Raw genomic sequence first — 15,196 nt, forward strand, 5'->3', positions numbered from 1 at the left:
TTTTTCAAAATGATTTAACATTTTTTAACATTACTTTTCATTTATCAAAAGATCAGTATTGTATCTGGTATAGTGTTCATAAACTCCTTGCATCCATAATACAATAGGCTTTATTCCTTTGTAGTTATCGACAACATATGGTCTTACATTATTTAAAATAGAATTGCTGGTAAGAGCTTTGGTTTTCCATTTCTTTCCGGCTAATTTCCAATGTTCAATTTCAAACACTTCATTTACTTGTCGTGATATAAAAACGTTAGAAGGATTGTTGTGATCAAGAACAATACCTCCAGAATAATGTTCTTCTAATACTTTCCCATTTTTTTCAGGCTTTGTTATGTACCTACCGGAATTTATCAATTTCTGATCTATCCATTTTCTTCCATCCCAATTAGCATAATGATATATATGCTCATTTACAGATGGATATTGAGCATAAGCCACTACCGGATTTCCTTTTTTATCTAATGCAATATCCCAGATCCAGGACTTAACTTTCATTTTCTCAGCGTCGTATAATTTGTTGATCTTACTGATATTTAACGGAATTGCTTGAAAGTTTGCTATTTCATTTCCTTGTGTCTGATGAAATTTTCCTTTTTCATAATACATATGATATACAGAGGATGCTCTTAGCTTTGGATGACCATCAGTAAATAGAAAATGAATTTTTGATTTATTATCTGAAACGATTTTTAAATAAGGAATTTTATCATGTTCTCCATCAGAATTAAGGTAAGGTTTTGCATCAGACCAAGTTTTGCCATAATTGTCACTGTAGGAATAATTCTGGCTCCAATTGGCATAACCTGGCTTATCAGCTATTCTTTTATTTCTGCATCGAAAAAACATATAAATCCGGTTATTCTCTGCTGAGAGCATTACTGGATGAGAATAACATATGAGTTCGTTTTTTAGTCCAAAGGTGAGTTCTCTTTCTTCTTCCCATTCATTTATGCTCTCGGCATTTTTACTTTTACGAATAAAAAATCTACCATTATGCTCGGTATAGAATGTCAGTATTTTTCCATCAGGCAGAAACAAAATAGATGGTACATTATGGTCATCAACCTGTAGTTTCTCATGCAAAACAAAGGTTTCTATCTCTTTAGAATTTGCGTCTCTGGAACTAATAACAACGTCTCCTTTACTACTTATATAGCCATAATAAATCTTTTCATGTTTCCCTTTATGATAAACAGCTCTGGGATCTGCATACCAGCACCATGTTGCATCTTTAGCCGCAATAGAATAATCCTGAGCCAAAGAAACTTTTTCTTGTGAATATGCATTTGTAGTAAAGCCTAATATCATTAACAATACTATTAAGCTTTTTACCATGTTCAATTGTTCTATGCAATGTTTCATAAACTTGAGTTAATTCATACCATAAGGATATACGGTTACGTACCCGAAAATAAGAAATTAACTCGTTAACACAAAACTATTTATACAGAAATCAATGGTTTTTCTATTCTTTCAAGTATCCCTTATCTCTAAGCTTACCAACTACTTTTTCGCCTATTTGTTTACCCCATTCCTGACCTGCGAGCATTGATTCCTGAGTAATCAAAGGAGTTTTTTCCGCATATTTTTTACCCACAGGAGTTTCATAAAAAGCTATTACGCCTTTCAGATCCGCTTCTGTTAAATGCTTCTGATACACTGGCAATATCATATTAATCAGCTGACCAATAGCATCTTTGTTTAATTCAACAGCAAATTCGTCCCAAAACTCTTTAGGAACATTTGATTGTTGTTGCTTAAACATTGAAATCATTTGATCCAAGGCACCTTTATATGCGGCTTCGGAACCAGATATTTGAATCAGTTTCTTTAAAGAAGATTTGTAAGTACTATTTTCCTGACTAAATGAGAATGTTGCAACTAATACTAGTAGTATTGTTAAGATAGATATTTTCATGTTTTATCGCAAAATTAAGTTGACGCTAATATAGCTGAAAGACATTAATTTCTAACACTGTAACGGAGCGATACCAGGCCAGAATCATATGTTTTACTATCTAAAAGCGTAAGCTGGGTACGGATGTTTTGTTCCTGAAACAGTGGCTTACCACTACCAAGCAGAATTGGGTGCACAGACATCCACAATTCATCTACAAGTCCTGCTTTCATCATCGCAGCAGTTAGTAAGGCCCCTCCATACAGCCAAATATCTTTACCAGGCTGCTCTTTAATTCTTCGCGCTTCAGCAATGCTATCATTTGATATCAGGACTGCACCATCCTTTACAGATTTTAAGGTTTTGGAAAATACATATTCTGTTACCTCAGGCATGCCAGGAATTATTTCGCCATTATTGCTATCGGCATATTGCTTTGCTATTTCGTAGCTTTTACGTCCAATGAAAATGGCATCTATACGATTAAAGAATTCATTTAACCCATAATCCTGATCCGTAAAGCACCAATCATATTCACCGTTGGGCCCTTCAATGTATCCATCCAATGTTACGGCCAATCCTAATATTAGTTTTCTCATATCGTTATTGTTGATTAAATGTCCGATCGAAAATAACGAATGGTATGTCATTTACAAATAGGGTATACAAAAAAGCCTTTAAGTCTGAAACATAAAGGCTTTTTTGATCTTTGCATTTTGAAACTATTGCTTAGGAACTTTCACTATTTTTCTAATTACGTAGTTATTCATGTCACCAACATAAATATTCCCTTCGTCATCGACAGCAACATCAGTAGGATTATTAAACCTGGAAACAGCCGACAAGCCGTTTACAAAACCTGGAGCATTGAAACTTGCATTTCCTGCAATTGTAGTTACAATCCCGTCTTTAATCATCCTGATGGTGTGTGTTGCTGAACCACTACCTCCCAATTCTGATACATAAATAGTTCCATCCTTGTCAATTTCTATTCCCCAGGGGTTATTAAATCTCGCTTTTAGTGCCTCCCCATCTACCTGTCCACCCGTGTTACTTGTATTTCCTCCAGAACCAGCAATTGTAACTGTTCTACCAGTGTGACGATCTATTTTACGGATCCTTTGCCCATATCTGTCTGCCGCATAAAGAAAGCCATCTTTTCCCATGCATACAGCAGTTGGTCTATTCATTCTAACATTTGGCCATTCACCGTCTATAATTCCAGCTGTACCATTTCCAGCTAACGTAGTGACCATTCCCGTAGGAGAAATTTTTCTAACAGCATGATTCGCAGCATCAGCAACATAAACATAGCCATCATCATCTACAGCTATACCTGTTGGCACATTAAAACGGGCATTTGTTCCTTGTCCATCTAAAAAAGCGGCTGTAGAACTTCCAGCCAAAGTTGATACTGTATTATTAGATAAATCTATCTTTCTAATAAGATTAGCTCCGTTATCTACGACATAGATATTGCCATTTCTATCGACTGCAGATTTATATGGGTTATTAAAAGTAGCAACAGAAAGCGCTCCATTAACAGTACTTCTTACTCCTGTTCCGGCAATCTTAGTTACTACACCATCTTTTGAGATTCTTTTTATTGCCTGTGCAGTTCTATCAGTTACGATTAGATCTCCGGTAGTCGGATCATAAGCAATACCATTGGGAAGCATAAATTTTGCCTCTGTAATTGGCCCATATTCATCACCAGCTACACCAGTACCTGCATAAGTAGAAGTGATAAAATCATATTCGACTTGTGCAGCGCCATAGGTAAACATTGGACCTTTAGAGGTGCGGTCATTAACCGTAATGGTTACAGTGCCAGTACTTCCATTAGTTGGCACAATCACGACTAATAAAGTATCTGTGGCACTAACAATGTCGGCTCTAACTCCTGCAAATTTCACAATATTTGCTGAAGCATCTTTAGAGAAACGCTTTCCTTTTATACTTACTGATTCATTCGCCAGAGCCATTGAGGGCACAATCTGAGAAATCGAAGGATTAGTAGGTGTAAAATCTCCTGACTTGTCTTTACATGCTGTAAATGACACTGCAATTGCTAAAAAAACAATTAATATATTTTTCATCTTGTTAATTACTAGTTTTAGTTAACATTTTGATAAACTTTAAAATCATCAATATTCAGATAACCATTATCTACTGATGATGTATTTGGACCCAAACCCAATTTGTTAATTCTAAATCTTACGGGCCCGGAAACATTTACATTAAATATTGCCAATTTTGCATCCTTAGCTGCATAAGTAATGCTATTTCCTACTTTTTTCCAGGTTGTTCCTCCATCCTGAGAATATTCTAAATCAAAAGTACTAGGAGTAATTGCACCAAGAGCCGGAACGCCATAAGAGAAAGTAACTTTAGAAGCACCAGAAGACAAATCGAAATTCATTTCTATATAAGCCGATTCTGTAAGCTGATCTTTTAACCTGATCGCTTGTTTACCAGTTGGATTAAACTTATCAACATTAACAACATCACCTATAATGCCCTGATAAATTCTCCAGGTACCCGTTTTAAATGCAACCATATCATTTGTAGCTGGCATTACATAACTTGCTTTTGCAGATGCAGCAGCCAATTCAAAATCTTCAGGGAAATTTGCATATGCAGCACCTGTTTCATTAAAGGCATCTTCTTCGTTTCTCATCTTAAATAGCAACTTAGCAGTGTTATAATAATTAGAAGTTGCATTATAGTAAGTCGGAATCCCCCTAAAAGAAGCAAGTAACGGTAAAGACTTTTGGGCAAAATTAGCAGTAGACTTTGTACTCAAATAGATCAATACACTTGCTTCTTCGCCCATCTTCACATCTCCACTATATAATTCTCCACCAACTAAATCAGGAAAAGCAATATTGGCAACCTCAACAAGGGTATTTTCATAATTAAAGAAATCGCTATAAAGTTGTGTTAAAGAAACGATACGTGGAGCAATTACTTTATCAGATGCCACCTTATTAACTTTTGCAAAGCTTAGGCCATCTCCCTTAATTTTCATTGAGCCATTCTCTCTATATAATACACAATTCTCAATATCTATTTTAACAGAGTCTCCATAATTAATTGAGGTATTATTGTCTGTAAACTTAAACACGATACCAGAGATTTTATTTCTTGATGTGTTTTGCACTACGAGTTCATTGTCATTAAAATTACCACTACTTCTGTCAGAAATTACCACACCTGCAATTTGTGTAGCTCCCATTAATTTCTCTTTAGCTAATATTACATCGTCTCCGTTGTGTAAAGCTTTTACATAGCTCATATATATAACCGGACTAACAGCGCCATCAGATTCATATTCGTTTTTAGAACATGAAGCAAGGACTATTATACCTATGAAAAATGCAAAAAATGATTTTATATCCTTTTTCATATTAATTTTTTATTTATTCCACCAAACCTTAGTTTTCAAATCATCGCCCCCCATATTGGCTACTGCAATGCTATAATTCTCTCTGTTTACCCTTTGTACATTTACTGGATATTTTAATCTGGTGGGCATAATCCCATCATTCTGTAGGCCGGTTCCACGAGGTAAAACCGGGTAACCTGTGCGTCGGTACTCAATCCAGGATTGAAAATCGGTGAAGAATAAAGTATAATATTTCTGAAGCATGATATGATGCAGTTTTTGATCAGCATTATCATTTTCATACCACTGAGCAGTAGTTTCTGTCAAATATCCAGTTGGTACAGTATAGCCCCACATGCTTAAAGCAGCTGTTATCCCTGCTTCGTAATAAGTCTTAGCATCTCCTGTTATATAGCCTTTTACTGCACACTCTGCCAAAATAAATTGTAACTCCGGATAATTGATGATATTGCCCAACAAAGGCTCACTTTTTAAAGTCTCAAGATATTGTGACTGTGGAGCAGGAACCTGCCCTACCGGATAACCACTTTGAATACCAATAAACGTATTGTCTTTTTTAGAAGCCCATTTTTCACGACGCGGATCTCCCCAATCATTTAAGTTATTAATAAAGAACTCGCCTAAGCTATTGTTAATATGAAAATCGATAGGACGATATTCGGCAAACTCAGAAAGATATGGCGCAGTGGTCTGAAATTTTAAAATTGCAGAATCGTTATTACTTGTAAAAATCGGATAGTTAGACTTTCGTGTTTCTACAATATCCAGGATTTTACTGGTTGCATTTAATTCACCGGTTCCTGATACTCTTAGTAACAATCTCAGGTAAAGACTATTCCCAAATTTTCTCCATTTTACCAGATCGCCAGCGTAAATCGGATCTAACTTAGCTTCCGTATCCGTTAGCGTAGCTGTTTTAAATAACTCATTAGCTTCCTCTAACTTTTTAAATAAATCCTCATAAATATCCTTCTGTCTATCGAAACGGGGCTGTAAAATAAGTTCTCGTCCCTTATTGGCATCAAAATAAGGTACATCACCATAAACATCTGTCAATAATGAGGACACCCAGGCATCTAATACTAAAGAAATTCCCATAAAAGCTTTACTGTTTATTACATCTCCACCTTTATAAATATCTTTAATATTAGTTAATTGTATATACCAATTGTTCCACATATAATCGGACTCTTGTGGCCTGATTACATATCTGTGTATTTCATCTCCATCTGAAAGCGTAACATGAACTTGCATTAACTCATGTGTTAACCTTAAACATCTGTTCAGGTTTCTCTTTAGTACATCGTGTACGGCAGGGCCTAATAATGTTTCCGGAGTAGTATGTTTTGCTCCATCTTTACTGGTATTTAGCTCACTGAAATCTTTAGTACAAGAAACTAAACTCCCTGTGATTAATAATGCTGCTATAATTTTTTTCATCATGATTTTTTCTTAAAAGCTAAGTGATAGGTTAACACCAAAATTTCTGGTAGAGGGGAATTGTGCTACCTCAAACCCTCTTTGGATATCGCTATTTCCAAGTGTTCCAAACTCTGGATCATAGGCAGGCCAATCGCTCCATACAAAAAGATCCCTACCGTAAATACCAACTACTGCTTTCTGGAATTTCAATTTCCTTACAAATTTTAATGGTAAGGTATAATCTAGTCTCGCCTCTCTAAGTTTGATAAAATCTGTACTGAAAGTATTAGCCTCTACGTTATCAGCTTTAAAATGCTCATTATAATAAGTACCTATTTGTTCCGCTACAACATCATTAGGCCGATAAGTGCGATCTGGGTTCAGCTGTACACCATCTCCAATAATACCTGTATACCTTCCCGGCAAGCTATTGGTTAGTTTACCTGCAATAGATGCTGCTACGTGAGTATGCGAATAAGCTACTGCACCATACTGACCATCCACCAATAGTTTTAATCTCCATTGTTTATATCTGAAACTATTTGAGAACCCCCAGTTAAAATCTGGTGTTGCCCTTCCTAAGTAAAAAGCTTCTTCGGTGATCACCGGATAACCCTGCGAGTTATAGATAATTTTTCCTTCAGGATTACGTGAATAGCCTAAGCCATACAAATCTCCCATTCTACCACCAACCCTTGCTTCCATAGAACCACGTGGTCCTGTTTGCATCACATAAGTATCTACACTGTCTGCTAACGATACAATTTTATTTCTATTAGCAGCGAAAGTTAACGTCATATCCCATGTTAATCCTTTATTAGATTTAAGAGGAGTACCATTTAGGGCCAATTCGACGCCTTTATTCTGGACTAAACCAGAATTCATTACCTTATAATTATATCCTGTAGCCCTGTCTAAAGGAACTCTTAAAATCTGATCTTTAATATTACTTCTGTAATAAGTAGCATCTACACCTAATCTGCTATTAAATAAACGGATATCTGTACCAAACTCAAGCGTGGTTGAGAGCTCATTCTTTAGGTCTTCATTAGCGATATACAATGGATTTGCCATACCTGAAGGGTATGTTGCTCTTGGATCATAATCATAACCTGTTAAATAAGGAACGACACCACCACCACCAACTTGTGACCAGGAGGCTCTTAATTTCCAAAAAGAAACCGCTTTAGGTAAAGTAAACATTTCTGAAACCAGTCCACTTAAATTCACCGATGGATAAGGAAACGATACATTATCTGTCGAAAATTCTGTCGCTAAAACAGAAGCCCAATCATTACGGCCTGTGATATCTAAGAATAAGCGATTTTTATAAGAAAATTGTGCCAGTGCATATACGCTGTTCACCGCATATTCAGCAGTTCTAGACCTGGCTTCTACTTTATCCTGTACGTTTGCAAAAGTGTAAATACCAGGGTATCTTAGCTTATCTGCATTTAACGATACCATTTTATACTTATTCATCATCGTAGATCCACCTACTGAATAAGAAGCTTCAATATCCTTTGTAATTTTGTGTTTATAATTTAAAAGGAAATCTGTATTCGTTTCCATCTGATCTATGTCTTGCGTACGAAACATCCCATCTGGAAATCTGGCTGCATCTTTTGGTTTTAGCTGAGATCTTGCCTCTGCAGACCAGTCAATAGAGCTTCTAACCATTAAGTTTAAATTTTTTGTAAACTCATAAGTTGCACTAATTGTACCAATTAACTGGTTTCTACTAGACTTATTAAGCATCTCATTTACAGAAAGATAAATATTATCTAAGCCATTAGAGAAAGGCCTGATCTGCTTTAAACCTTCGCTTCCAGGTAGCCAATATTGCTTATACCAATCAATATCTGCATTAGGTACTAAGGCAATAATATTGTACATCACCGTTTGGTTGTTGTAACCGGTTGAGGGTAAATTATCGCTATACTTATTGTTATAGCTTAGTTTAGTGGAAATAGACAATTTATCATTTACTTTTTGAGATACATTTAAAGCAATTGTATTTCTGTCATAACCTGTATTAGGTACAATCCATTTATTGGTTAAATTGGTAAAACTTAAACGAGCTGTAGTTTTTGCATTTCCGCCACTAACAGAAAGACTGTTGGTGTATGTTTGCGAAACATCAAAGAAATCTTTTCTATTGTTTTTATAAGGTACCCAAGGTGTCCGCTCTGTTCCTCTTGTTAACAAATTCGGATCCCACTGGTAATATTCCTGTCCATCGAATTTAGGCCCCCAGGCAGCACCTGTGTTTTTTGTATTGGTTCCATCTTCTGTTGCACCCCAGGAATAATACTGATCATTTCCTATCGCTCCCTGACCATATTCGTATTGAAAATCCGGCCATCGGTTTATAGTACCAAAGGTAGCATTGGAATTAAATGTAATACCCAACCCCTTCTGACTTTCCTTACCCGATTTTGTAGTGATAATAATTGCCCCATTAGAACCTCTGGAGCCATATAACGCAGCAGCACCTGGCCCTTTTAAAACAGAAACACTCTCAATATCCTCCGGGTTTAGATCACTGATGCCATTACCGTGATCAACTGGATTTTCTGTACCTAAATAAGAACTATTACCTTCAGAAATTCTTGAACTTACCACTACACCATCCACTACAATAAGTGCTGAATTGTCTCCACCTAAAGAGCTCTCTCCTCTTAAAATAATTTTGTTTGATCCCGCAGGACCACCACCAGATTTAATCATATTTAAACCCGCAACCTTCCCCGTTAACGCGTCTGTCCAGTTGTTAGAAACCGCATCCATTAACTCTTCTCCTTTTACCTGAGTAACTGAATAACCCAAAGATTTTTCTTCACGTTTGATACCCAATGCTGTTACTACTACCTCACTCAGAGCTTTTACATCTTCTTTTAATACGACTTTTAATTTAGTCTGACTGCCAACTTTAATTTCAACGGTCTCAAAACCTAAAAAGCTAAATACCAAAATAGCGTCACCATTAGGTACATTAATGCTAAAATTTCCATCTGCTTTGGTTTGTTCAACAACCTTTGTCCCTTTAATCATTACCGAAACACCCGGCATAGGTAAGTTGTCTTTATCAACTACAGTTCCCGTAATTCTTAACTGCTTCTGACCTTGGGCTCTTTCCACAATAACAATTGTATTCCCATTGATGGTAAAGCTTAATGATTGATTTTCTAAGGCTTTATTAAGTACCTCTGTTAAAGATGCCTTTTTTACTGATAGTGTAACATTGTTAATTTTGGAAATCATAGCAGAGTTATAAATGAAGTTATAACCTGTTTGCTTTTCCAGTTCAGCCAGTACACTTTCTAGTTTTGCATTGGTCTTAGATAGGGTAATTTGCTGAGCAAAGCTAGTTGCACTAGCTACTTGTAAACCTACCATAAGTAATAAAACAAGAGTTAGTTTCATTATGAGCAATATTTTTGTGGGCGCATAGAAAATTCTACGCATTAAAAAAGTATATTTTTGATACATTTGAATACGGGTTTAATTAATCTGTCTCTTCTCGTTTCAGTTTAGTTACCTGAAAGCATTTAATGCTTTGAATTAATCGGGAGAGGGTCCAAGCTCTCCTGATTTTTTGTTGTAACTGTTAGTGGTAGAATTATTGCATTACAGTTACCCTCCTTCCATCAATTTTAAATTTCACAGTACCTGTGAGCTCTAAACTGCTTAACAGCTCGGAAAGAGAATTGCTCTTTAAATACTTTCCCCCAAAAGCTTCTTCACTCATAATACCCTGATACTTAACATCTATATTATACCATCTACTAATTTTTTTCATGATTTCCTCAATTGGTTCATTCCTAAATATGAAATAGCCATTTTTCCAATCAGTTACTTCTTCAGAATTAAAACTTTGCACTTTCATGTTTGCAGATCCATTCCGAAGTATAGCTTGCTGCCCCGGTTTTAAAAGTATAGAAGAAGTTCCGTTGTCAGCTTTAATAGCTCCTTCAAGCAAGCTCGCTTCTACAATGTTATCTTCAGAATAGGCAGAAACATTAAAATGAGTACCTAATACTTGTATTTTCATATTTTTAGCCGCAACCATAAACGGCTTGGTTTTATCTTTTGCTACCTCGAAGTAACCCTCACCACTCAATTCTACATCTCTTTCTTCCTTTACAAATGAGACAGGAAACCTGAGGGAAGACATCGCATTTAGCCATACTCTTGTTCCATCGGCCAGAATAAGTTGATAGTTTTTACCTACAGGGGTAGATATAGTGTTATAGACTAACTTATTATCCTTATTTTCAGTATTCAGATTACTCAGATTATAAACAACCTGGCCGTCGTTTACTTTGGAAATGAGGGCATTATCATCTTTAGTTAACTGCCCATCTGCCAATTGATCTAAAATTATTTTTTTCCCATTAGAGAGCGTTAAAACCACATGCTCAGTATTGTGGGCCTTTTTATGATCTGTATTAGAAGCATAATGCTTTGTGAGGTTTACAGAAACTTGATTCTTATAGAGGAAAATCCCCAAACCAAAGCTGCATACCAGTAATATTGCAGCAGCATAATAAATTAAATTATTGCGTTTTAATCCTAAAGTTTTAGCATACTTCTTTTTAGTAGATTTAAAAAAACGAGGACTAGAGACAATACCTGCATAAAGGTCCTCATTGAGATTATTATTTGAGGATTCCATTTCCTCCCAAATGCTCTTCATTTCAGAATGAACATCTGCGTTGTCACCAGAATGATTCAATATTTCAGCAAGTTCATCTAACTCTTCCTTACTAATTGTATTATCTACCAGCGATTTCAAAAGAAATTGCAGTCTATGGTTCTTCAAGTTCATAATGGTTTTCAAGCTCTCCAATTAGAGCTTTATATTAAGAATACGTACGAGAAAGAATTTAAGACTAGTTCGTTATCTATTTTTTTTTACAAAACAAACAACACACTAATAATCAATCAGATAATTTTAAAAAAATAACACAAAAAACAACAGATAAATAATTTCCTGATTGCTAAACTGAGTTCTAAGTGTTTTTACAGCAACTACTAAATGATTTTTAACTGTATTTTTTGACAAGTTTAAACGTTCAGCTATTTCTTCATATGAAAGCCCCTCAAAACGGCTCAACCGAAAAACAATTTGTTGTTGTTTTGGTAATTCTTTGATTGCACTTTCTGCAAATCCCATTAAATCTGACAGTATAATACCGTCTTCGGTTTCATTATGAATCTGTGAGATTTTCAAGAGTAACTTTTCCCTCAATAGATTTGTACTGGTTGCTTTCCTAAAACCATCTAGGATTAAACGCTTACAGATTGTAAACAGATAGGGTTCGAGCGCCTTGTCCTGATTGAATTTTTGTCTGTTTTCCCAAAGGCTAATAAACGTTTCCTGTACAATTTCTTCGCTTTGTGCTTTATCCTTCAAAAAACTATAAGCAAACCTACTAATCCGGGGTGCATAAAATTCATAAATTTCCCTAAAAGCGGCTTCATCACCTTCTCGATAGCTTTGTATTAGCTCGTTACTTAAAGTCCGAAAAGGAAGCATATTATTAAAGACTCAAATTTTGATTTATTATTTTACTGCCATTAACTTTCTTTTGAGACCGTACTCTATGAGTAAAAGTAATAAAAAAGTAAATAACAGCAGCAAAATAACATATCTAATGTTACTAATATATTAGCTATATATTAGTAAATTAAGCAAACCTATGTGATTTATTTGCTTAAGCTCGTCAATTTAAAAGGCTTCTTTATAGCCTTATGAGCAGCAATTTGCCCTATCTCAGCTTCCTTCTCAGTAACCTTTTCAGGTCTGTAAGAATTACCAATAACACTTTCACTGAACAATGCCTCGTACCAGGTACAGGAAGCTATATATCTACCGATATCCAGATTCAGATGATAGCCATCTCTACAAAGATTGTCACCTATAAATGAAGTGCGTGCATTTTGAATTGCTGTACCGCATGGTACCAATACATCAAATTTCCCCAACGCTTTTGCTTTTTTAGAGGCTTCCATAATTGACTTGTACATTTTCATCTGATCATTCCCGTAATTACTGAAATTCTTATTGCTGGAATTCTGTGCATACGCCCAGGTTTGGTGAAATACATATTTTACCTTTGGATTTTTTGCCCTTTGCTTAACGTAATTAAGTACCAGAGGAAGCGGTACTACATAGGTTTCAAACTGTCCGGACTTAGGACTCGCCTGTTGGAGACTGATAAAATCCCATTTTTCATCGGCCAATGCTTTTTCCAGGGATGTTTTTGGTTTTATTACCTTTTGCCCATCCAAGCCAATTTTTCTATAGCTGTATGCCGCTTTATTTCCTTCAGCATTTTTCCAATGCAAATCTAATGGAGCCCCACCAATATATAAGTTCCCAATGATTACACGGTAGCCACCAGCTTTAGCCAATCCGTATAGATAATGTTCAATTGCGTCGTCTGAAAAACTATTTCCAATCGCAAGAATCTTAATTACACTATCTTTATGTATTCCGGTAATGCCTTTTCCTTTTATCGGTTTAAAAGCAAATACATTATTGGTTCCTGATAGAATAGCAATTGATAAAACTAGTATACAAATTCTCGTGAATCTGTTTAAAGCAATTTTTCTCATAATTTGTTTAACATTTGGATCTCAATTTAATTGAGTCTCTGCAAAATGCATATTATCTTTGACTTCTGCCAAACCTTTTACTACTATATCTTTTTAATTTTAATGTCTTTCCATCTTACCTTAATTCCTCCTCCATCGTGAATCTGCAAAGCTATAAAGCCATTAGCTGCACCAATTTTTTCGTCATCAATATTCACCATCTGTTTCCCGTTTAACCAGGTAGTAATTTTTCCATCCCGGGCCTGGATTCTTAACTGATTCCATTCACCAACCTTTAACATCTTCTCATCTTTCGGATCTGGTTTTATTAACCAACCTCGACCGTACGATTCATAAATTCCTCCAGTATGTAGGTTTAGCGGAGCAACTTCTACCTGCCAGCCTTTGATCTTTACCCCGTCAATATCAGAGCGTATGAAAACTCCACTGTTGCCATCTGCTTCTTGTTTAAATTTTAAGTCCAGGATAAAATTCTTATACGACTTATTGGTTGAAAGATAGCCATAAGCTTTGTCAGGACCACTTTCGCAAACCAATTCACCAGCATCTACATACCATTTTTCTGTCCCATGAATCGTCCAGCCAGCTAAATCTTTTCCATTAAACAAACTCTGATAACCCTGCGCATAAGCCCCAGTTGTAATTATCAAACCCAAAATGATTAAAATGTATTTTTTCATATTTATGTTTTTTTTATCCCCTTAAGTTACAAATTATTATCACGGCTAAAACCTGACAAAAAATTAAGTTAGGCATACCTGAAATCTCTTCTTAAACGCCACCAAAATGCCTAGCATGACACCCATAAAATCTAAAGATATTTATTCTTTTCCAGAAACTCTTTCCATATGAGATATCCATCTGGAAGCAAATGTATACCATCTTTTGTATACCTGGCATTCAGCACAGTGTCTCCTGTATGGAATATACTATAAAGATCAACAAAGCCGGCACATTTACTATTTCCAATACTTTTTAACACCTTGTTTAATTTTATAATAGTGTCCGCTTTATTTTTGTAAGTTCCTCCTTTTAAAATATTATCATTTAGTGGAAGTATAGACTGAACATACAATTTAGTTTTAGGCGACCCCTTTTTAATTTTATCTACTATTTTATTATAATTATCTAAGATTACTGAAGTCTCCCATTGACGGCTTCCCAGATCATTTATTCCTATCATAAGAAATATTTTCTCAGGCTTACTAGAAATAACCTCATCAAGTCTGGCTAATACACCATAAGTATTATCCCCACCTATTCCTCTGTTAAAAACATTTTTATCTGGAAATAAATTCTTCCAGTCTCCTTGCTCCGTTATACTATTTCCTAGAAAAATAATCCCCCCCTTAGATAATGGATCATTCTTAAAAATCTCCATTCTCTTCTTAAAATGGGCACTCTCATGGAATGTTCCAAAACCATTTTTTACATTTTCAACCTGAATTTCAAATAATAGTTTCCTGACAATTGCTTGTTGGTCATTAGACAAAACAGCATTATATTTTGAATAAGCTGTGTTATACGCTTCACGGTTTTTACTGGCTCTATTTTCAGTACTTAAATCGAGATCATTTTTAATTTCAGATAATTTTAAATCAAGTTCTGACCGTATATCTTTAATAGTAGCTTTCTGGATCGTGGTGACTTGTATTTTGTTTAATACTTCATCGGAGTAATAATTTAGGGAAAGCTTTTTCTGCGCATATAATTGTGCGCTGAATGTTAATAAAAAAAGTATTGCTAGTAATTTAATCTGGTCTTTCATTATGTTTATTTTATATGATATAGTGCCATTTTATCCCATCAACACACATATTTTATTTACTTTTTTAAAT

The 15,196-nt window shown here is 35.3% G+C and carries 12 protein-coding genes; all 12 read right to left on the reverse strand.

Annotation, left to right across the window (positions count from 1 at the left end; translation table 11 throughout):
* Positions 1-30: 30 nt before the first annotated feature.
* Positions 31-1,368, reverse strand: coding sequence for a BNR-4 repeat-containing protein (locus ABDJ41_RS14650; protein WP_349786812.1), 1,338 nt, complete (start codon positions 1,366-1,368; stop codon positions 31-33).
* Positions 1,369-1,471: 103 nt separating this feature from the next.
* Positions 1,472-1,924: a DUF2059 domain-containing protein gene (locus ABDJ41_RS14655; protein ID WP_349786813.1), complete on the reverse strand. Its 453-nt coding sequence runs from the start codon at positions 1,922-1,924 to the stop codon at positions 1,472-1,474.
* A gap of 44 nt (positions 1,925-1,968) precedes the next feature.
* Positions 1,969-2,502, reverse strand: coding sequence for a dihydrofolate reductase family protein (locus tag ABDJ41_RS14660; RefSeq protein WP_349786814.1), 534 nt, complete (start codon positions 2,500-2,502; stop codon positions 1,969-1,971).
* A 123-nt stretch (positions 2,503-2,625) separates the two neighbouring features.
* Positions 2,626-4,002, reverse strand: a complete 1,377-nt coding sequence (locus tag ABDJ41_RS14665) for an NHL domain-containing protein (RefSeq protein WP_349786815.1) — start codon at positions 4,000-4,002, stop codon at positions 2,626-2,628.
* A gap of 17 nt (positions 4,003-4,019) precedes the next feature.
* On the reverse strand, positions 4,020-5,312 hold the full coding sequence (locus tag ABDJ41_RS14670) for a DUF5689 domain-containing protein (protein ID WP_349786816.1): 1,293 nt from the start codon (positions 5,310-5,312) through the stop codon (positions 4,020-4,022).
* Positions 5,313-5,321: 9 nt separating this feature from the next.
* Entirely contained in the window at positions 5,322-6,755 is a 1,434-nt protein-coding gene (locus ABDJ41_RS14675) for a SusD/RagB family nutrient-binding outer membrane lipoprotein (RefSeq protein ID WP_349786817.1), read from the reverse strand.
* Positions 6,756-6,764: 9 nt separating this feature from the next.
* Positions 6,765-10,160: a SusC/RagA family TonB-linked outer membrane protein gene (locus ABDJ41_RS14680; RefSeq protein WP_349786818.1), complete on the reverse strand. Its 3,396-nt coding sequence runs from the start codon at positions 10,158-10,160 to the stop codon at positions 6,765-6,767.
* A 196-nt stretch (positions 10,161-10,356) separates the two neighbouring features.
* Positions 10,357-11,559: a FecR family protein gene (locus ABDJ41_RS14685; RefSeq protein WP_349786819.1), complete on the reverse strand. Its 1,203-nt coding sequence runs from the start codon at positions 11,557-11,559 to the stop codon at positions 10,357-10,359.
* A gap of 132 nt (positions 11,560-11,691) precedes the next feature.
* Entirely contained in the window at positions 11,692-12,276 is a 585-nt protein-coding gene (locus ABDJ41_RS14690) for an RNA polymerase sigma factor (protein ID WP_349786820.1), read from the reverse strand.
* Positions 12,277-12,446: 170 nt separating this feature from the next.
* Positions 12,447-13,358 carry a DUF4886 domain-containing protein gene (locus ABDJ41_RS14695; protein ID WP_349786821.1) on the reverse strand — a complete coding sequence of 304 codons (912 nt, stop codon included), beginning with the start codon at positions 13,356-13,358 and terminating at the stop codon, positions 12,447-12,449.
* 83 nt (positions 13,359-13,441) lie between these two features.
* The gene (locus tag ABDJ41_RS14700) at positions 13,442-14,038 is read right to left on the reverse strand and encodes a 3-keto-disaccharide hydrolase (RefSeq protein WP_349786822.1); all 597 of its coding nucleotides are present in this window, start codon (positions 14,036-14,038) and stop codon (positions 13,442-13,444) included.
* A gap of 131 nt (positions 14,039-14,169) precedes the next feature.
* Positions 14,170-15,126, reverse strand: a complete 957-nt coding sequence (locus ABDJ41_RS14705; protein ID WP_349786823.1) for a GDSL-type esterase/lipase family protein — start codon at positions 15,124-15,126, stop codon at positions 14,170-14,172.
* Positions 15,127-15,196: the final 70 nt, after the last annotated feature.

The sequence above is a fragment of the Pedobacter sp. ASV1-7 genome (assembly GCF_040203335.1).
Lineage (GTDB): Bacteria > Bacteroidota > Bacteroidia > Sphingobacteriales > Sphingobacteriaceae > Pedobacter.

Coding starts and splice junctions, on each gene's coding strand:
- ABDJ41_RS14665 (WP_349786815.1), bottom strand. CDS start 4,002: ATGAAAAATATATTAATTGTTTTTTTAGCAATTGCAGTGTCATTTACA.
- ABDJ41_RS14660 (WP_349786814.1), bottom strand. CDS start 2,502: ATGAGAAAACTAATATTAGGATTGGCCGTAACATTGGATGGATACATT.
- ABDJ41_RS14690 (WP_349786820.1), bottom strand. CDS start 12,276: ATGCTTCCTTTTCGGACTTTAAGTAACGAGCTAATACAAAGCTATCGA.
- ABDJ41_RS14700 (WP_349786822.1), bottom strand. CDS start 14,038: ATGAAAAAATACATTTTAATCATTTTGGGTTTGATAATTACAACTGGG.
- ABDJ41_RS14655 (WP_349786813.1), bottom strand. CDS start 1,924: ATGAAAATATCTATCTTAACAATACTACTAGTATTAGTTGCAACATTC.
- ABDJ41_RS14695 (WP_349786821.1), bottom strand. CDS start 13,358: ATGAGAAAAATTGCTTTAAACAGATTCACGAGAATTTGTATACTAGTT.
- ABDJ41_RS14705 (WP_349786823.1), bottom strand. CDS start 15,126: ATGAAAGACCAGATTAAATTACTAGCAATACTTTTTTTATTAACATTC.
- ABDJ41_RS14680 (WP_349786818.1), bottom strand. CDS start 10,160: ATGAAACTAACTCTTGTTTTATTACTTATGGTAGGTTTACAAGTAGCT.
- ABDJ41_RS14675 (WP_349786817.1), bottom strand. CDS start 6,755: ATGATGAAAAAAATTATAGCAGCATTATTAATCACAGGGAGTTTAGTT.
- ABDJ41_RS14670 (WP_349786816.1), bottom strand. CDS start 5,312: ATGAAAAAGGATATAAAATCATTTTTTGCATTTTTCATAGGTATAATA.
- ABDJ41_RS14650 (WP_349786812.1), bottom strand. CDS start 1,368: ATGAAACATTGCATAGAACAATTGAACATGGTAAAAAGCTTAATAGTA.